This window comes from Pseudomonas sp. P5_B3, assembly GCF_056400405.1.
Window position 1 is genome coordinate 38,520 of record NZ_JBFULI010000037.1, and the last position, 18,336, is coordinate 56,855.

22 protein-coding genes and 1 tRNA gene are annotated in these 18,336 nt (G+C 56.7%); 5 read left to right on the forward strand and 18 right to left on the reverse strand.

Going from position 1 to position 18,336, the window contains the following annotated elements:
• Nucleotides 1-18 precede the first annotated feature (18 nt).
• The 11 genes from ndk to trmJ form a co-directional block, all read right to left on the reverse strand.
• The gene (gene ndk / locus AC1DRN_RS20645) at nt 19-444 is read right to left on the reverse strand and encodes a nucleoside-diphosphate kinase (RefSeq protein WP_007982755.1); all 426 of its coding nucleotides are present in this window, start codon (nt 442-444) and stop codon (nt 19-21) included.
• An 88-nt stretch (nt 445-532) separates the two neighbouring features.
• Complete coding sequence (gene iscX, locus AC1DRN_RS20650) at nt 533-733, reverse strand: Fe-S cluster assembly protein IscX (RefSeq protein ID WP_007973999.1); 201 nt, start codon at nt 731-733, stop codon at nt 533-535.
• A 14-nt stretch (nt 734-747) separates the two neighbouring features.
• The gene (gene fdx / locus AC1DRN_RS20655; protein ID WP_223460248.1) at nt 748-1,089 is read right to left on the reverse strand and encodes an ISC system 2Fe-2S type ferredoxin; all 342 of its coding nucleotides are present in this window, start codon (nt 1,087-1,089) and stop codon (nt 748-750) included.
• A gap of 2 nt (nt 1,090-1,091) precedes the next feature.
• Entirely contained in the window at nt 1,092-2,954 is a 1,863-nt protein-coding gene (hscA, locus tag AC1DRN_RS20660; RefSeq protein WP_223460246.1) for a Fe-S protein assembly chaperone HscA, read from the reverse strand.
• 51 nt (nt 2,955-3,005) lie between these two features.
• The gene (gene hscB / locus AC1DRN_RS20665; protein ID WP_223460244.1) at nt 3,006-3,527 is read right to left on the reverse strand and encodes a co-chaperone HscB; all 522 of its coding nucleotides are present in this window, start codon (nt 3,525-3,527) and stop codon (nt 3,006-3,008) included.
• An 8-nt stretch (nt 3,528-3,535) separates the two neighbouring features.
• The gene (gene iscA / locus AC1DRN_RS20670) at nt 3,536-3,859 is read right to left on the reverse strand and encodes an iron-sulfur cluster assembly protein IscA (RefSeq protein ID WP_003227904.1); all 324 of its coding nucleotides are present in this window, start codon (nt 3,857-3,859) and stop codon (nt 3,536-3,538) included.
• Between the two features lie 34 nt (nt 3,860-3,893).
• Entirely contained in the window at nt 3,894-4,280 is a 387-nt protein-coding gene (gene iscU / locus AC1DRN_RS20675; RefSeq protein WP_007974006.1) for a Fe-S cluster assembly scaffold IscU, read from the reverse strand.
• Between the two features lie 83 nt (nt 4,281-4,363).
• A complete protein-coding gene (locus AC1DRN_RS20680) occupies nt 4,364-5,578 on the reverse strand; it encodes an IscS subfamily cysteine desulfurase (RefSeq protein ID WP_223460241.1) in 1,215 nt (404 codons plus the stop codon).
• 50 nt (nt 5,579-5,628) lie between these two features.
• Nucleotides 5,629-6,120, reverse strand: coding sequence for a Fe-S cluster assembly transcriptional regulator IscR (gene iscR / locus AC1DRN_RS20685; RefSeq protein WP_007982741.1), 492 nt, complete (start codon nt 6,118-6,120; stop codon nt 5,629-5,631).
• A 238-nt stretch (nt 6,121-6,358) separates the two neighbouring features.
• Complete coding sequence (gene cysE, locus AC1DRN_RS20690) at nt 6,359-7,135, reverse strand: serine O-acetyltransferase (RefSeq protein ID WP_223460239.1); 777 nt, start codon at nt 7,133-7,135, stop codon at nt 6,359-6,361.
• Between the two features lie 2 nt (nt 7,136-7,137).
• Nucleotides 7,138-7,908 carry a tRNA (cytosine(32)/uridine(32)-2'-O)-methyltransferase TrmJ gene (trmJ, locus tag AC1DRN_RS20695; protein ID WP_223460237.1) on the reverse strand — a complete coding sequence of 257 codons (771 nt, stop codon included), beginning with the start codon at nt 7,906-7,908 and terminating at the stop codon, nt 7,138-7,140.
• A 146-nt stretch (nt 7,909-8,054) separates the two neighbouring features.
• Here trmJ and suhB point away from each other — a divergent pair, with 146 nt between their 5' ends.
• Nucleotides 8,055-8,873, forward strand: coding sequence for a type III secretion system regulator SuhB (gene suhB, locus AC1DRN_RS20700; RefSeq protein ID WP_007982736.1), 819 nt, complete (start codon nt 8,055-8,057; stop codon nt 8,871-8,873).
• Nucleotides 8,874-9,123: 250 nt separating this feature from the next.
• On the opposite strand, the gene AC1DRN_RS20705 is transcribed toward suhB, so the two are convergent.
• The 6 genes from AC1DRN_RS20705 to queA form a co-directional block, all read right to left on the reverse strand.
• Nucleotides 9,124-9,672, reverse strand: coding sequence for a glycine zipper 2TM domain-containing protein (locus AC1DRN_RS20705; protein WP_223460234.1), 549 nt, complete (start codon nt 9,670-9,672; stop codon nt 9,124-9,126).
• A gap of 120 nt (nt 9,673-9,792) precedes the next feature.
• On the reverse strand, nt 9,793-10,707 hold the full coding sequence (gene secF, locus AC1DRN_RS20710) for a protein translocase subunit SecF (RefSeq protein ID WP_108216509.1): 915 nt from the start codon (nt 10,705-10,707) through the stop codon (nt 9,793-9,795).
• Nucleotides 10,708-10,716: 9 nt separating this feature from the next.
• Nucleotides 10,717-12,585, reverse strand: a complete 1,869-nt coding sequence (gene secD, locus AC1DRN_RS20715) for a protein translocase subunit SecD (protein ID WP_108216508.1) — start codon at nt 12,583-12,585, stop codon at nt 10,717-10,719.
• A gap of 64 nt (nt 12,586-12,649) precedes the next feature.
• Entirely contained in the window at nt 12,650-12,985 is a 336-nt protein-coding gene (gene yajC, locus AC1DRN_RS20720; protein WP_007982729.1) for a preprotein translocase subunit YajC, read from the reverse strand.
• Nucleotides 12,986-13,028: 43 nt separating this feature from the next.
• Entirely contained in the window at nt 13,029-14,144 is a 1,116-nt protein-coding gene (gene tgt / locus AC1DRN_RS20725) for a tRNA guanosine(34) transglycosylase Tgt (RefSeq protein WP_177413271.1), read from the reverse strand.
• Between the two features lie 14 nt (nt 14,145-14,158).
• Entirely contained in the window at nt 14,159-15,208 is a 1,050-nt protein-coding gene (gene queA / locus AC1DRN_RS20730) for a tRNA preQ1(34) S-adenosylmethionine ribosyltransferase-isomerase QueA (RefSeq protein WP_108216506.1), read from the reverse strand.
• Between the two features lie 108 nt (nt 15,209-15,316).
• Between queA and AC1DRN_RS20735 the strand changes: the two genes are divergently transcribed.
• The 4 genes from AC1DRN_RS20735 (at nt 15,317) to AC1DRN_RS20750 (ending at nt 17,456) form a co-directional block, all read left to right on the forward strand.
• Nucleotides 15,317-15,401: transfer RNA gene (locus AC1DRN_RS20735), tRNA-Leu, on the forward strand.
• Nucleotides 15,402-15,585: 184 nt separating this feature from the next.
• The gene (locus AC1DRN_RS20740) at nt 15,586-15,915 is read left to right on the forward strand and encodes a hypothetical protein (protein ID WP_223460232.1); all 330 of its coding nucleotides are present in this window, start codon (nt 15,586-15,588) and stop codon (nt 15,913-15,915) included.
• Nucleotides 15,916-16,054: 139 nt separating this feature from the next.
• Complete coding sequence (locus AC1DRN_RS20745; protein ID WP_223460229.1) at nt 16,055-17,002, forward strand: DUF4747 family protein; 948 nt, start codon at nt 16,055-16,057, stop codon at nt 17,000-17,002.
• Complete coding sequence (locus tag AC1DRN_RS20750) at nt 16,986-17,456, forward strand: hypothetical protein (protein WP_223460226.1); 471 nt, start codon at nt 16,986-16,988, stop codon at nt 17,454-17,456. Before AC1DRN_RS20745 ends, AC1DRN_RS20750 begins: the two co-directional genes overlap by 17 nt.
• A gap of 428 nt (nt 17,457-17,884) precedes the next feature.
• Here the strand turns inward: AC1DRN_RS20750 and AC1DRN_RS20755 are convergent.
• On the reverse strand, nt 17,885-18,336 hold a 452-nt coding region (locus AC1DRN_RS20755; RefSeq protein ID WP_477786789.1), incomplete at its 5' end, for a hypothetical protein.

Below are 18,336 nucleotides of genomic sequence, written 5' to 3' on the forward strand. Positions count from 1 at the left end.
TCACTCTTAAGCCAATGCTTAGCGAGTGGTTACTTCAGTAGCTGCGAAGAAGTATGCGATTTCGCGAGCGGCAGCGGCTTCGGAGTCCGAACCGTGAACAGCGTTGGCGTCGATGGAGTCAGCGAAGTCAGCACGGATGGTGCCGGCAGCAGCTTCTTTAGGGTTGGTAGCACCCATCAGCTCACGGTTCAGAGCGATAGCGTTTTCGCCTTCCAGAACCTGAACGACAACCGGACCGGAGATCATGAAAGCAACCAGGTCGTTGAAGAAACCACGAGCGCTGTGCTCAGCGTAGAAGCCTTCAGCTTCGGCTTTGGACAGTTGCTTCAGTTTCGAAGCTACAACGCGCAGGCCAGCTTTTTCGAAACGAGTGGTGATCTCGCCGATAACGTTTTTTGCAACTGCGTCAGGCTTGATGATGGAGAAAGTACGTTGAACAGCCATGGTGTAACTCCAGAAACGGTAATTTACGAAAAATTAAACCCGCGAATTATACGCGGGTTCTCGGGTATTGCCTAACCTGCAGCGTGGCTCAGTCGCGTTCTTCGATCCAGTGGGCCTGAATGGCCTCCAGGATCTTCTCGCCACAATGCTCAGGCATATCGTCGAAATCGGGCAATTCCATCACCCATTTACGCAGATCGACGAAGTTGACCGACATAGGGTCCACGTCGGGCTTGCTTTCAGCCAGCTGGATCGCGATCTCCAGCACATCAGTCCACTTGAGTTTCATGACAATTCCTTGAATCAGTGCGCTGCTTCGGCTGCGTGATTGAGCGAGTACTTCGGAATCTCGACGGTCAGGTCTTCGGTGCCGACCTTGGCCTGGCAACCCAGGCGCGATTGAGCTTCGAGCCCCCATGCCTTGTCAAGATAGTCCTCTTCCAGCTCGTCAGCCTCTTCCAGCGAGTCGAAACCCTCGCGGATGATGCAGTGACAGGTGGTGCAGGCGCAGACGCCGCCACAGGCACTTTCCATCTCGATATGGTGCTCATGGGCCAGCTCGAGGATGGAAATACCCGTCTCAGCCTCCACGACCATGCCTTCCGGGCAAAACTTTTCGTGTGGCAGAAAAATGACCTGCGGCATCGTTATTCCTCAATCTCATTCAGGTTGCGCCCCGCCAGCGCGGCTTTCACCGTCGAATCCAGGCGGCGGGCGGCAAAGGCGTCGGTCACTTGCGACAGACGCTTGGTCTGCTGCTCGATGGCGTAACCATCGGTACCTTTCATCAGCTCGCTCAGTTCCTGCACCTGCAGGTCGATGACCATGCGCTCGTCGGCGTCGAGCAAGCGCTCGCCATCAGCCTCCAGAGCAGCCTGTACCGCTTCGATCAGGCGCTGGGCGTCGACCTGTTGCTCGCGCAATACGCGGGCAACCTTGTCGTCATTGGCGTGCTGGAACGAATCCTTGAGCATCTTGGCGATTTCGCCGTCGGTCAGGCCGTAGGACGGCTTGACCTGGATGCTGGCCTCGACGCCCGAACCCAGTTCGCGGGCGGAAACGCTGAGCAGACCGTCGGCATCGACCTGGAAGGTCACGCGAATCTTCGCTGCGCCAGCCACCATCGCCGGAATCCCGCGCAGCTCGAAGCGAGCCAGGGAGCGACAGTCGCTGATCAGCTCGCGCTCACCCTGCAACACGTGAATCGCCATGGCCGACTGGCCGTCTTTATAAGTGGTGAAGTCCTGGGCGCGGGCAACGGGGATGGTGGTGTTGCGCGGAATCACCTTCTCCATCAGGCCGCCCATGGTTTCCAGCCCCAGGGACAACGGAATCACATCCAGTAGCAGCAATTCGCTGCCATCGCGCTTGTTACCGGCCAGGGTATCGGCCTGGATCGCAGCGCCAATCGCTACCACTTGATCCGGGTCGATTTCAGTCAACGGCTCACGGCCGAAGGCTTCGGCGACGGCTTCGCGAACGCGAGGTACGCGCGTCGAACCACCGACCATGACCACGGCAAGCACGTCTTCCAGTTCGATCCCGGAATCACGCACCGCACGGCGGCAGGCTTTCAGGCTGCGGGCAACCATCGGCTCGATCAGCGCATTGAAGGCTTCACGAGTGAGTTCAGCCTTCCAGTCGCCATAAGCGACTTCGACGGTCGCAGAGTTGGTCAGCGCTTCTTTTGCCGCACAAGCAGTCTGCAGCAGGTTGCGTTGCACGCCCGGGTCGAGATCGGCGGACAGGCCAGCGCTCTCGATGATCCAGCCAGCGATCGCGTGGTCGAAGTCATCGCCACCCAAGGCGCTGTCGCCGCCAGTGGCCAAAACTTCGAAGACACCGCCGGTCAGGCGCAGAATCGAAATATCGAAGGTGCCGCCGCCCAGGTCGTAAATCGCGACCAGGCCTTCGGCGTGCTGATCCAGACCGTAAGCCACAGCGGCGGCGGTCGGCTCGTTGAGCAAACGCAGCACGTTCAGACCGGCCAGCTTGGCCGCATCCTTGGTAGCTTGACGTTGAGCGTCGTCGAAATAGGCCGGAACGGTGATGACCGCCCCCACCAATTCACCACCCAAGGTCGCTTCGGCGCGCTGACGCAGAACCTTGAGGATATCGGCGGACACCTCGACCGGGCTTTTCGGGCCCTGGATCGTGTCGATGAACGGCATGTGCGACTCGCCATCGACAAAGCGGTACGGCAACTGATCACCCAGCTGCTTGACGTCGGACAGACCACGACCCATCAAGCGCTTGACCGACAGCACGGTGTTCAACGGATCGGTGGCGGCGGCCAGCTTGGCGGATTCGCCAACCTCGACGCGATCGGCGTGGTAGCGCACGGCAGACGGCAGGATAACCCGCCCTTCTGCGTCGGCAAGTGGCTCGGAAAGACCACTGCGCAATGCAGCGACCAGCGAATTGGTAGTGCCCAAGTCGATCCCCACAGCCAGACGACGCTGGTGCGGTTGAGGACTTTGGCCGGGTTCGGCGATCTGCAGTAGGGCCATCGTTATCAGGACTTATCTGTATATCAGGCGTGCGACCGGAGCGGCACTGGGTTAATCGTCGAGGCGCTCTTCTAACTGGCGCACTTCGTAGGTGAGCTTGTCGAGGAACTGCATGCGCCGCATCAGGCGTTCGGCCCGTTCACGTTGCGCGGTATCGTTCCAGCAAGCTGCGAAGCTTTGGTTCAGTTCATCCTGGGCAACCTTCAGGCGACGCTTGAAGACGGCAACGCCATTGAGGTCGGCGCTGTCCTGCAGGTCTTCGAGCTCTTCGCGCAACTCCATCTGTTGCAACAGGAACTCCGGATCATGCACCGTGACCTCCAGCGGCAACTCGCCCCCATTCAGGGCGAGCAGGTAGCGCGCGCGCTTGGGCGGACTCTTGAGCGTCTGGTAGGCCTCGTTGAGGCTCGCCGATTGCTCCAGGGCCAGCCGCTGCTCACGCTCGGAAGCGTCGGCAAAGCGGTCCGGATGAACGCTGCGCGCCAACTCACGGTAGCGCGTAGCCAGCTGATCGAGGTCCAGATCGAAACTCGGTTGCAGCTCAAATAAAGCGAAATGACAAGGAGTACCCACGACAAGCCTCAGATGTTGAAGCTTTCGCCGCAGCCACATTCACCGCGCACGTTGGGGTTGTTGAACTTGAAGCCTTCGTTCAACCCTTCCTTGACGAAATCGAGCTCGGTGCCGTCCAGGTAAGCCAGGCTCTTCGGGTCGATGATCACTTTTTCGCCGTGACTTTCGAACACCTGGTCCTCTGCAACCACCTCGTCGACAAACTCCAGCACGTAGGCAAGGCCGGAACAGCCTGTGGTGCGAACACCCAGACGAATCCCTTCACCTTTGCCGCGCCCGTCGAGGGAGCGCCGCACGTGTCGAGCAGCCGCTTCTGTCATGCTGATAGCCATCGGTGACTCCTTACTCGTCGCCAAAACTCGAAAATCAGATCAAGCCTTTCTTCTGCTTGTAATCGCGAACAGCCGCCTTGATGGCGTCTTCAGCGAGTACCGAGCAGTGAATTTTCACTGGCGGCAGGGCCAGCTCTTCAGCCAGCTGAGTGTTCTTGATGGTTTCTGCTTCGTCCAGGGTCTTGCCCTTCATCCACTCGGTGGCGAGGGAGCTGGAAGCGATAGCCGAACCGCAGCCGTAAGTCTTGAACTTGGCATCTTCGATGATGCCGGCGTCGTTGACCTTGATCTGCAGGCGCATCACGTCGCCGCACGCCGGAGCGCCGACCATGCCGGTGCCGACATCAGGATCTTCCGCGTCCATCTTGCCGACGTTGCGCGGGTTTTCGTAGTGGTCGATGACCTTTTCGCTGTAAGCCATGATTCTCAATCCTCACTCATCAGAGAGTCGCTCTTTGAGCCCCGTCACCATCGTGAGCAGGGCTGGTTCGCGGCGACTTGAAATCAGTGTGCCGCCCACTCGATTTTCGAAATGTCGACACCGTCTTTGTACATATCCCACAGCGGCGACAGAGCGCGCAGCTTGGTAACGGCCTCGCAGACTTTCTGCGCGGCGTAGTCGATTTCTTCTTCGGTAGTGAAACGGCCGAAGGTGAAACGGATCGAGCTGTGTGCCAGTTCGTCGTTGCGGCCCAGGGCGCGCAGTACGTACGAAGGCTCAAGCGATGCCGAGGTGCAGGCCGAACCGGACGATACCGCCAGATCCTTGAGCGCCATGATCAGCGACTCGCCTTCAACGTAGTTGAAGCTCAGGTTCAGGTTGTGCGGAACGCGGGCGGTCATGCTGCCGTTGACGTACAGCTCTTCCAGGTGCTCGACCTGCTTGTAGAAACGGTCGCTCAACGCCTTGATGCGCGCGTTCTCGGCAGCCATGTCTTCCTTGGCTACGCGGAAAGCCTCGCCCATGCCAACGATCTGGTGGGTCGCCAGGGTGCCGGAACGCATGCCGCGCTCGTGGCCGCCACCGTGCATGGTCGCTTCGATACGTACGCGCGGCTTGCGGCTTACGTACAGGGCGCCGATGCCTTTAGGACCGTAGGTCTTGTGGGCGGAGAACGACATCATGTCGACTTTCAGCTTCGAAAGGTCAATCTCGACCTTGCCAGTGGACTGAGCGGCGTCGACGTGGAACAGAATGCCCCTGGAACGGGTCAGTTCGCCGATCGCTGCGATGTCGTTGACGGTGCCGATTTCGTTGTTCACGTGCATGACCGAAACCAGGATGGTGTCGTCGCGCAGTTCGGCTTCGATCATCTCCGGGGTCACCAGGCCGTCAGTGCGAGGCTCGATGTAGGTCACTTCAAAACCTTCACGCTCCAGTTGGCGCATGGTGTCCAGGACAGCCTTGTGCTCAATCTTGGTGGTGATCAGGTGTTTGCCCTTGGTGGCATAGAAATGCGCCGCACCCTTGATTGCCAGGTTGTCGGATTCGGTGGCACCGGAGGTCCAGACGATTTCACGCGGATCGGCGTTGACCAGGTCGGCGACCTGACGACGGGCGTTTTCGACGGACTCTTCGGCTTTCCAGCCGAACACGTGGGAACGGGACGCCGGGTTACCGAAGTTTCCGTCGACCAGCAGGCATTCACTCATTTTTTGCGCGACACGCGGATCAACCGGGGTGGTCGCAGAGTAATCAAGGTAAATCGGCAATTTCATGGACTATCTCCTAAATCAGGCTGGCTGGCGTGCCGCTAGCTCTTCGGCTGTCATTCGACGGCGGACGCTTCAATCTTGTCCAGGCGTGGCACCTTGCTGTTGCAACGGCGCTGGTCCTGACGCTGGGCTACTTCTTGCACCTCACGGCGAGTCACAAGGTCAGCCAAGCTGATACCGCTCAGAAATTCGTGAATCTGCAGGCTCAGATCGCACCACAAGTGGTGAGTCAGGCAAGTGTCGCCGGAATGGCAATCACCCTGCCCCTGGCATTTGGTTGCATCGACCGATTCGTTCACTGCATCGATCACCTGGGCGACCTGGATGCCCTGCATATCGCGGGACAATTGGTAGCCACCGCCCGGACCACGCACGCTGGACACCAGATTGCTGCGGCGCAGCTTGGCGAAAAGCTGTTCGAGGTAGGACAGGGAGATGCCTTGGCGCTCGGAGATATCGGCCAGGGACACGGGCCCGTGCTGCGCGTGCAACGCCAGGTCAAGCATGGCGGTCACGGCGTATCGGCCTTTTGTAGTCAGTCGCATGGACAATTACCACGGAGTTCGGAATGAGGCGAGTATGCAATTCCCGAGTATTTAAGTCAACTATAAGACCTAGTACTTTAGTCAGGTTTACCCGCAAAAGAGCGGCAGCATCATAGCAAAGGCTGGCTGAGAACAGCCAGCAGTACCGAGTCATCGTTCATCGCGAGCAGGCTCACTCCTACAGGGAAACGCATTTCAAATGTAGGAGTGAGCCTGCTCGCGATAAGGTCAACTCGGTTTAACTGGCCTGACTCTGATCCTTGTCCTTCACACAGGCGAAATCTTCTTCGCGCAGCTCAGGCAGATCTTTCGCACAGTAATTGCTGCCCAGATCTTTCAACGCCCCGCACATGCCCTCCAGACGACCATCGACCGCCTGCAGGTGATCGAGCAACTGGTTAATGGCGCGAGCCACCGGGTCAGGCATATCTTCAGTCACGCCGTAGGCATCAAAACCGATCTTCTCGGCCATGGCCTTGCGCTTGGCGTCCTGCTCTTCGTCGGGTTTGACGATGATCCGCCCCGGAATCCCCACCACAGTGGCGCCCGGTGGCACCTCTTTGGTCACCACGGCGTTGGAGCCGACCTTCGCACCCGCACCAACAGTGAACGGGCCAAGCACCTTGGCGCCGGCACCGACAACGACACCATCACCCAGCGTCGGGTGGCGCTTGCCCTTGTTCCAGCTGGTACCACCGAGGGTCACACCCTGATAAATAGTCACGTCATCGCCAATTTCGGCGGTTTCACCGATGACGATGCCCATGCCATGGTCAATGAAGAAGCGACGCCCCACCTTGGCGCCCGGATGAATCTCGATCCCGGTCAACCAGCGACCGAAGTTCGACACCAGCCGCGCCAGCCATTTCAGGTCCATGTGCCACAGCATCGCCGACAAACGGTGAATCCAGATGGCATGCATGCCGGGGTAGCAGGTCAGGACTTCAAAAGCGTTACGCGCCGCCGGGTCTCGGTGGAATACGCTCTGGATATCTTCACGCAAACGCTCGAACATCATTAATCCTTCCGGTTTAGTAGCTCACCACGGGCCGCTTTCTGGGTTTCCGTGAGGATGCCACGCAAAATATTCATTTCCGCCCGGCTGACCGAGCTGCGTCCGTACAACCGGCGCAGGCGCGCCATCAAGTGCCGTGGCTTTTCCGGGTCGAGGAACTCGATGGCCACCAGGGTCTGCTCCAGGTGCTCATAGAATCGCTCCAGCTCATCCATGGTCGCAAGCTCAGCGCTTTTCACCGAGGCCACTTCTTCCTTCTCGACCTTGCTCGGCTGACCTTGGGCGGCCAGCCAGGACATGCGCACTTCATAGCTCAACACCTGCACCGCCGCCCCAAGGTTCAGCGAGCTGAACTCAGGGTCTGATGGAATGTGCACGTGATAATGACATCGCTGCAGCTCTTCATTGGTCAGGCCGGAGTCTTCACGACCGAACACCAGGGCGATTTGGGCGCCCTGCCCGGCCTCCTCAACCACTTTCGTTCCGCATTCGCGGGGATCGAGCAGCGGCCAGGGAATGCGCCGGTCGCGGGCACTGGTACCGAGCACCAGATTGCAGCCGACCAAGGCATCTTCCAAGGTGGCGACGACTTGCGCGTTTTCAAGGATGTCACCGGCACCGGAGGCACGGGCATCGGCCTCGTGATGCGGGAACAGACGAGGCTCGACCAGCACCAGCCGCGACAGCCCCATGTTCTTCATGGCACGCGCAGCCCCGCCGATATTGCCCGGATGGCTGGTATTGACCAGGACGACACGAATGTTTTGCAGCAAGGGAGGCGCTCTCGAACACGATAATCGGGAGCGGAATCTTACAGCGCTGGCTACCGTTAAGCCATGAAAGCGAACGTCGTCCTTCTCCTGTAGAAACTTTCTGATAGAATGCCCGGCTTTCTTTAACAACCTTAGGTGACACATCCATGCAGCCCATGCTGAATATCGCGCTGCGCGCCGCCCGCAGCGCCAGTGAATTGATCTTCCGCTCCATCGAGCGCCTGGATACCATCAAGGTCGACGAAAAAGACGCCAAGGATTACGTATCCGAGGTGGATCGCGCTGCCGAACAGAAAATCATCGATGCACTGCGCAAGGCCTACCCGAATCACTCGATCATGGGTGAAGAAACCGGCATGCACGCCGGCACCGGCATCGAAGGCGAAGAGTACCTGTGGATCATCGATCCGCTGGACGGCACCACCAACTTCCTGCGCGGCATTCCTCATTTCGCTGTCAGCATCGCCTGCAAATACCGTGGCCGCCTGGAACACGCCGTTGTTCTCGACCCGGTTCGCCAGGAAGAATTCACCGCCAGCCGTGGTCGCGGTGCTCAACTGAACGGTCGTCGCCTGCGCGTCAGCGGCCGCACCAGCCTGGACGGCGCCCTGCTGGGTACCGGCTTCCCGTTCCGTGACGACCAGATGGACAACCTCGACAACTACCTGGGCATGTTCCGCGCCCTGGTTGGCCAGACCGCCGGCATCCGCCGCGCAGGTTCCGCGAGCCTGGACCTGGCCTACGTGGCCGCCGGCCGTTTCGACGCCTTCTGGGAGTCGGGCCTGTCCGAGTGGGACATGGCTGCAGGCGCCCTGCTGATCCAGGAAGCCGGCGGTTTGGTGAGCGACTTCACCGGCGGTCACGACTTCCTTGAGAAAGGCCACGTCGTTGCCGGCAACACCAAATGCTTCAAGGCAGTGCTGACGGCGATCCAGCCGCACCTGCCGGCCTCGCTGAAGCGCTAAGCTTCCAGCGACAGAGAAAGCACCCTTCGGGGTGCTTTTTTTATGCCTGGAATTTGCCCTTCAAAACACCACAAACCCCTGTGGGAGCGAGCTTGCTCGCGATAGCGATGTATCAGTCACCTCATATGCTGAATGTGACACCGTCATCGCGAGCAAGCTCGCTCCCACAGAGGGTTAGCGGTGATGCATAAATCGCGCACACAAAAAAAGCACCCCGCAGGGTGCTTCTTTTTTATCCAACATCAGCAGATCACTGGGCCGCCTGATTCTCCGACAAGATCAGCTTGCCTTCCTTATCCACCGGAATCTGGTTGCCTGGATCACGATCCATGCGCACTTTGCCTTCCTTGCCGTCCAGCGAATACCGCACGTCGTAACCTACAACCTTGTCACTGATGTCGTTAACCGTGTTACAGCGGGTCTGGGTGGTGGTGTAGGTATCACGCTCTTGCATGCCTTCCTGCACCTTGTTGCCGGCGTAACCACCACCGACAGCGCCCGCGACCGTGGCGATCTTCTTGCCGGTACCGCCACCAATCTGGTTACCCAGCAGACCACCTGCCAATGCACCGACCACCGTACCGGCGATCTGATGTTGATCTTTCACCGGCGCCTGCCGGGTGACCGTTACATCCTTGCATACTTCACGTGGAGTCTTGATTTGTGTCTTGACCGGCTCAACGGCGAGTACTTGTGCGTACTCTGGGCCGCTTTTAACCAGGCTGTAGGTGGCCACAGCACCCCCGGCAGTTACACCGACAGCACCCAGTACAGCACCAACCAGCATCGACTTGTTCACATGAACCTCCTGGACCATCACATGCGGAACGTGTCCGCGCTTCTCCCTGCCTTGGAGCACAAAAAAAGGCGCGAGTTCAACTCGCGCCTTTTTGGATGACACCGCTTAAGGATTGCTCCCTCAAGGACGGTCGTCGACTTCCTTCTCGGTATTGGCCGGAGGAATCAGATCCTCGGTGCTCAGGTTCAGCCAGATCAGCACCACGTTCGCGATGTAGATCGACGAGTAAGTACCCGCCAGAACACCGATGAACAGGGCGATGGAGAAACCGAACAGGTTGTCGCCGCCGAAGAACAGCAGGGCCGCGATCGCCAACAAGGTGGAGATCGAAGTCGCCATGGTCCGCAGCAGGGTTTGCGTGGTCGAGATGTTGATGTTCTCGATCAGGCTGGCCTTGCGCAGTACACGGAAGTTCTCGCGAACCCGGTCGAATACCACGATGGTGTCGTTGAGCGAGTAACCGATGATCGCCAGTACCGCTGCCAGCACCGTCAGGTCGAAGGTGATCTGGAAGAACGACAGGATACCGACAGTCACGATAACGTCGTGGATCAGGGACACGATCGCGCCGACCGCAAACTTCCACTGAAAGCGGAAAGCCAGGTAGATCAGGATACCGCCCAGCGCCATCAGCATGCCGAGGCCGCCCTGGTCGCGCAGCTCTTCACCCACCTGCGGGCCGACGAACTCGACACGCTTGACCGTCGCCGGGTTCTCGCCGCCCACCTTCTGCAAGGCTTCGGCTACCTGGTGCCCCAGTTGCGGGTCTTCGCCAGGCATGCGCACCAGCAGGTCGGTAGTTGCACCGAAGTTCTGCACGATGGCTTCGTGATAACCCGCGGTCACCAGTTGCTCACGCACCTTGGTGACATCGGCCGGACGCTCGTAGGTCAGCTCGATGAGCGTACCGCCGGTGAAGTCCAGACCCCAGTTCATGCCCTTATGGAAGACACTGAATATTGCCAGTGCGGTAAGGAACAATGTGACGCCGAACGCAAAGTTGCGAACGCCCATGAAGTTGATTGTACGTAACATGGCAGCCCCTTAAATCCACAACTTCTTGAAGTCACGACCGCCGAAGATCAGGTTGACCATCGCGCGGGTCACCATGATGGCCGTGAACATCGAGGTAAAGATCCCGAGGGACATAGTCACTGCGAAGCCCTTGACCGGGCCGGTGCCCATCGCAAAGAGGATGCCGCCGACCAGCAAGGTGGTCAGGTTGGCGTCGAGAATCGCGGTGAATGCCCGGCCGAAGCCTTCATTGATTGCGCGCTGCACGGTCATGCCGGCGGCGATCTCTTCACGGATCCGCGAGAAGATCAGTACGTTGGCGTCGACCGCCATACCCATGGTCAACACGATACCGGCGATACCCGGCAGGGTCAGCGTTGCACCCAGCAGCGACATCAGGGCCAGCAGCATCACCATGTTCACCGCCAGAGCGACGGTGGCGATCAGGCCGAAGAAGCGGTAGATGGCCATGATGAACAGCGAGACGAACAGCATGCCCCACAGCGATGCATCGATACCCTTGGTGATGTTGTCGGCACCCAGGCTTGGGCCGATGGTGCGCTCTTCAGCGAAGTACATCGGTGCAGCCAGACCACCGGCACGCAGCAGCAGCGCCAGTTCGGACGATTCGCCCTGGCCGTTCAGGCCGGTAATGCGGAACTGCGCACCCAGCGGCGACTGGATGGTCGCCAGGCTGATGATCTTCTTCTCTTCCTTGAAGGTCTGAACCGGCACGTCTTTCTCGACGCCGTTGACCATCTGCTTGGTGTAAGTGGTGATCGGACGCTGCTCGATGAAGATCACCGCCATGCTGCGACCCACGTTCGAACGGGTCGCACGGTTCATCAACTCGCCGCCGTGACCGTCCAGACGAATGTTCACTTCCGGCGTGCCGTGCTCGCCGAAGCCAGCCTTGGCGTCAGTCACCTGGTCACCGGTGATGATCAGGCCACGTTCGATCAGCGCAGGAGGACGCTTGCCCTCACGGAACTCGAATTCCTCGGAAGTGGCTTTCGAAGCACCCGGCTCGGCAGCCAGACGGAACTCCAGGTTGGCCGTCTTGCCGAGGATACGCTTGGCTTCGGCGGTGTCCTGCACGCCTGGCAGCTCAACCACAATGCGGTTGGCGCCCTGGCGCTGAACGATCGGTTCGGCAACACCCAGCTCGTTGACGCGGTTACGTACCGTGGTCAAGTTCTGCTTGATGGAGTATTCACGGATTTCCGCCAGCTTGGCCGGGGTCATCGCCAGACGCAGCACCGGTTGACCATTGAGGTCGGCCGGAACAATGTCGAAATCGTTGAAGTTCTTGCGGATGATCGAACGAGCCTGTTCGCGGCTGTCTTCATCAGCGAAGCCCAGCTGGATGGCACCGCCCAGTTGCGGCAGGCTGCGATAGCGCAGCTTCTCTTTACGCAGCAGGCTCTTGACGTCGCCTTCGTAGACTTTCAGGCGTGCGTCGAGGGCTTTTTCCATGTCCACTTCCAGCAGGAAGTGCACACCACCGGACAAGTCCAGACCCAGCTTCATCGGGTGCGCAGCGAGGTTGCGCAGCCATTGCGGGGTGGTTTGTGCCAGGTTCAGCGCGACGACGTAGTCATCACCCAATGCCTTGCGTACGACGTCCTTGGCCGGCAGCTGGTCTTCAGCCTTGGTCAGGCGAATCAGCCCGCCCTTGCCGCCGGCAGCCAGGGTGGCAGCCTTGACGTTGATCCCGGATTCCTTGAGCGCAGCGCTCACACGGTCCAGATCAGCCTGATTGACCTGCAGCGCCGTGCTGGCACCGCTGACCTGAATGGCCGGGTCATCAGGATAAAGATTGGGAGCGGAATAAATCAGACCGACCGCCAGCACCGCCAGGATCAGAATGTATTTCCACAGAGGATATTTGTTCAGCATCACGCCGCCCGTTTATGACGCGGGGCGCCTTGCGCGCCCCGTCGATTGAAGATGAAGTTGAAACTTAGATCGCTTTGAGCGTGCCTTTTGGCAGCGTGGCGGCAATGGCGCCTTTCTGGAACTTCATTTCGACAGTGTCGGAAACTTCCAGAACGACGAAATCGTCGGCCACTTTAGTGATCTTGCCGGCGATGCCGCCGGTGGTCACAACTTCGTCGCCTTTCTGCAGGCTGCTCAGCAGGTTCTTCTGCTCTTTGGCGCGCTTGGCCTGTGGACGCCAGATCATCAGGTAGAAGATGACCAGGAAACCGACCAGGAAAATCCACTCGAAACCGCCACCCATTGGGCCCGCAGCAGGTGCAGCGGCGTCAGCCATGGCATTAGAGATAAAAAAGCTCATTTAGCACTCCAGTTGCAAATGTTGAATCTTGGGGTCAGAAAACTCAGTCCAAAGGCGGCACGGGAAGCCCGCGTTTGGCGTAGAAGGCATCGACAAAGGCGGCCAATGTACCCTGTTGAATAGCCTCGCGCAAACCAGCCATAAGCACTTGATAATGGCGCAAGTTATGGATGGTATTGAGCATGCTTCCCAGCATTTCGCCGCACTTGTCCAGGTGATGCAGATAAGCGCGGGAGAAGTTCTGGCAGGTATAGCAATCGCAGGTCGGATCGAGCGGCGAATCATCATGGCGATGGAACGCGTTACGGATCTTCAGCACGCCGGTATCAATGAACAGATGCCCGTTGCGGGCATTACGGGTTGGCATCACGCAATCGAACATGTCCACACCGCGGCGCACACCCTCAACCAAGTCTTCCGGTTTGCCAACGCCCATAAGGTAACGAGGTTTGTCAGCCGGCATCATGCCCGGCAGGTAATCCAGCACCTTGATCATTTCATGCTTCGGCTCGCCCACCGACAGGCCGCCGATGGCCAGGCCGTCGAAGCCGATCTTGTCGAGGCCTTCCAGGGAGCGCATGCGCAGGTCCTGGTGCATGCCGCCCTGAACGATACCGAACAGCGCCGCCGTGTTGTCGCCATGGGCTTCTTTCGAACGCTTGGCCCAACGCAGGGACAATTCCATGGATACGCGGGCGACGTCTTCGTCAGCCGGGTACGGCGTGCATTCGTCGAAAATCATCACGATGTCGGAACCCAGGTCACGCTGGACCTGCATCGACTCTTCCGGGCCCATGAACACCTTGGCGCCGTCGACCGGGGAAGCGAAGGTCACGCCCTCCTCCTTGATCTTGCGCATGGCGCCCAGGCTGAACACCTGAAAACCGCCGGAGTCGGTCAGGATCGGGCCTTTCCATTGCATGAAATCGTGCAGGTCGCCGTGCTTCTTGATCACTTCCGTGCCCGGGCGCAGCCACAGGTGGAAAGTGTTGCCCAGAATGATTTCAGCGCCAGTCGCCTCGATATCCCGTGGCAGCATGCCCTTGACCGTGCCGTAGGTGCCCACCGGCATGAAAGCCGGGGTCTCGACGGTACCGCGCGGGAAGGTCAAACGACCGCGACGAGCCTTGCCGTCGGTGGCAAGGAGCTCAAAGGACATGCGACTGGTACGACTCATTCTGTTTCCTCAGGGCCACGTGGTGCGGGGTTACGGGTGATAAACATCGCATCACCGTAGCTGAAAAAGCGGTATCCGTTGTCGACGGCGGCTTTATAGGCGGCCATGGTCTCGGGATAACCGGCGAACGCCGAAACCAGCATCAACAGCGTGGATTCGGGCAAATGGAAGTTAGTGACCAGGGCATCAACCACATGAAACGGTCGGCCCGGGTAGATGAAAATGTCGGTGTCTCCACTGAACGGCTTGAGCACGCCATCGCGGGCGGCGCTTTCCAGGGAACGCACGCTGGTGGTCCCCACGGCCACCACCCGACCACCGCGAGCGCGACAGGCGGCAACGGCATCGACCACATCCTGGCCGACTTCCAGCCACTCGCTGTGCATGTGGTGGTCTTCGATCTTCTCCACGCGCACCGGCTGGAAAGTGCCAGCGCCGACGTGCAAGGTCACGAACGCGGTCTCGACGCCCTTGGCGGCAATCGCCTCCATCAACACCTGATCGAAATGCAGCCCCGCCGTCGGCGCCGCCACCGCGCCCAAACGCTCGGCGTAGACGGTCTGGTAACGCTCGCGGTCGGCGCCCTCATCCGGACGGTCTATATAAGGAGGCAACGGCATGTGCCCGACGCGGTCGAGCAGCGGCAACACCTCCTCGGCGAACTTAAGCTCGAACAACGCATCGTGCCGCGCCAGCATCTCGGCCTCGCCACCGCCGTCGATGAGGATCTTCGACCCTGGCTTGGGCGACTTGCTGGAACGCACATGGGCCAGCACGCGATGACTGTCGAGCACCCGCTCCACCAGGATTTCCAGCTTGCCGCCGGAAGCCTTCTGGCCAAACAGCCGCGCCGGAATCACCCGGGTATTGTTGAACACCATCAAATCGCCGGGGCGCAAATGCTCCAGCAAATCAGTGAATTGACGGTGTGCCAGGGCGCCGCTGACCCCATCCAGGGTCAACAGGCGACTATTGCGCCGCTCGGCCAGCGGATGGCGGGCGATCAGCGAATCAGGGAGCTCGAAGGTAAAGTCAGCAACGCGCATGATGGGGTGTCGTCTAGCAGGGCCGGGAAGTCTAGCGGAAATATCAAAAATTCTCCATGTACCTGATTGACCAGCGGTTATCTCATCTCTATACTTCGCCGCCATTGAGCCCTGATGGCGGAATTGGTAGACGCGGCGGATTCAAAATCCGTTTTCGAAAGGAGTGGGAGTTCGAGTCTCCCTCGGGGCACCAAAATTAAGAAAGGTCTTGCTTTGCAAGGCCTTTTTTTTCGCCCGCAAAAAAGCCCCCACTGACACCCCGCTAACGCTTTGCTGACAACGCGCCGACCTGTAGGAGCTGCCGAAGGCTGCGATCTTTTGATCTTGCTTCTCTTCTACCCTTCACCCCCGCGGAACATTTCACAAGGATTCCCCCCATGGAATTGCACCTGGAAACCGTCGCCCTCTTCTCCCTCAAGCTGGCTTATGAATCGGAAGGTTCAAGCCCGATTTTGCGTGACGATCTGGTCATGGGTGACTACCAGCGGGATGTGTTTGAGTTGCTGGTGCGGCGGGGGGATGTTGAGGCGATTCAGGTGAAGGTGGATGAGTGTGTGGGGTTGGCGTTGGAGGCTATTGGGGGTGTGGATAAGCCGTTGGGCCGCGAACTACAAAGGTTGGCGGGTGGGCTCAGGGATGCGTTGACGACGGACCAGTTCGATGCACCGCTTATCGCACTTAAGGATTATTTGAAAGAAATTCAGTGAGTGGCAGGTCCCTACTTGAGCCTGATACATCTAAGTTTCTGCTGGGATGTGTCAGTCGCACGCTCGACACCCCATGATGACGCCGTGATATCATCATGATTGAGCAAAAATACCGTAGACCAACATAACAGGGAATGTAATGAGCCGGAAATTCACCTTTAGTTTATTCAGAATAAACATAGTAGATGCAGAGGACATGTTCTCTGTAGGAGTTGATCAAAGACTACGCGGGGATGCAGATCTAATTAAAGTACTAAAACTTAGTACCTCAAGTGAGATGGATCAAACCCAAGAAACAAGAAGTGCTGTTTTTAAGTGGAGCCTTCGGGAGTACTTGGACCTAACTGAGCTAGGCGACGGCAGGGAACTAATTCATCTTGTTCTTGCACGAAGCCTTCTCGAAAAAGATGGCCTAATCGTCACTGATGACGGGATTTCTTCTGGCACATCATCCTCCTACCCACCACTCGCAAGCGCTGCTGTGGTTTTAGTAGACTTGAGCCGACATTTAGTAGCGGTAGAACACACAGGAGATTTGAGCCAAACAGCGTGGAAGGATTTCATTGAAAAAATACTTAATACCTCCTCGCTAAATATTGGAAAAATGTCTTACATCTCTCTCGAGCCAATTCCTGAGAAAAATGGAATAGTCGGTCTATTTTTATCTTTCGACAAAGTAACAAGGATGAGATTAACCTTACGAATCCCCAACCCAGAACTGAACAGATATACTCGCGACCTCTATGACGATCTTGTAAAGAGCAACCTTAGAGAAATAACACAAGACATGAAGAACCCTAATGGAATGTCGCAAGCTACTGATGCTCGACCATATGCCTCAGCAGTTTTAGCGGAGCAAGGATATAAAGTAGGAGATGTATATATTGCCGGTTTCAAGGGAGAAGATTACGAAGAAGCAAACTCCGGAACCGACGCGGTTCGCGGAAATATCAAAGCACTCAGAGACTTTATCAGAGGACTAAGCTCAAATCTAAAAACAAAAGAAGCTAAACAAGCGATAAAATCTGTATTTGCAGAAATTGACCGCATTCACCCAGAGATAGATAGCCATGAAAACAAAAGCTAAAATTGCCTGGGCGTATTTAAGTGAAATAATTTTATCCGCCATACTTACGACTCTCACCTGTGCGACCTATGGTTTTGCTGAAACTGCAAAGTTCGTATCCGTTATTGCCAGTGATGCGGCCGCATATATCTTCTCAATTCTCCTTGCTGGTGCCTTAGCGTTAATCTGGACAATTTTCTCAAAAACAGATTCAGCTTTTTACAACTGGCTTTCTTCACGAGGAGCCTTAAACACATTTCTACAAGCATTTGGATACGTAGTACTAGTTGAGCTATTAGCAGTAATTTTTTCAATTTTATCAAAGTTTATCGCAGACCATAATTTTTTGATTGCTTCTGCCTTTATAATGTTCATGGGAGCAATTAATGGACTCACAATGATTGGAAATATTTTCGACTTAATAAAGCTAAACATTCTATTTGAGCAAAAAAACAACAAACCACCACACGGATAACCGCCTTCATAACAAAGCAACAATAATCCTCACGAAATTCTACCCCCCGTCACATTTCCTCATCCCATTCTGGACTCATATAGTCATCACTATATTCGTCGTCATCGTCCTTAGCGATATCATTTGGACTTAATGGGGACGGATTTATTTGCCAACTTAATCCAATAATAAATTTTCCCTCATTTTTCTCGAGATCTTGAGTCAAGCCATAAATTTCATTTAGTCAAAAAAATTAGAAAAAAAGGATAATTTGAAAAACTTGATCAATGACTTCTGACTGACCATCACTACCCCCCTCACTTAACACAAGTGAAGAGCTTTTTTTCAAAAATAACCACAGATCATCGACAACTTAGACGCTCAGCAAATACACAAAATAAAGACTTTAACAAATACTTTAACTTCCCCAGTTGTTTATAGACCTTGTATCAACCTTGGCTAGCGTCAATAGCACGACACAACTCCTGATCACTCTTCCCAACGAAATTATTAGCACGCCTCCACCCCCCTCCTACTCGCTTCTCCACAATTGAACCTCCAGGGCTAGTTATTAATCTAAAACTTCGCCCACCAACATTGCACGTTGGGATAGCATCAACAACCTTCCAATCAGACACATTTCGACGAGTGTCATGTAGTTTCAAGCGAAACTCTGATGCTGTAGAAAACCTATTTTCTGGATTGGTATGGCATGCCTTTCTAATAATCCTTCTAAGGTTTTCAGGCACCCATGCAGGCAGTGAGGCATAATCTAGAATGCGACCTTTTGAAATTTTCGTTCTCAGACATTGATCAGCAAACATCGTCTGATCTCCAGGACAATGTAACCCTTCATAATGCTTTAACTCGGAATTAGTTAGCCACGCAATCTCCTCATATG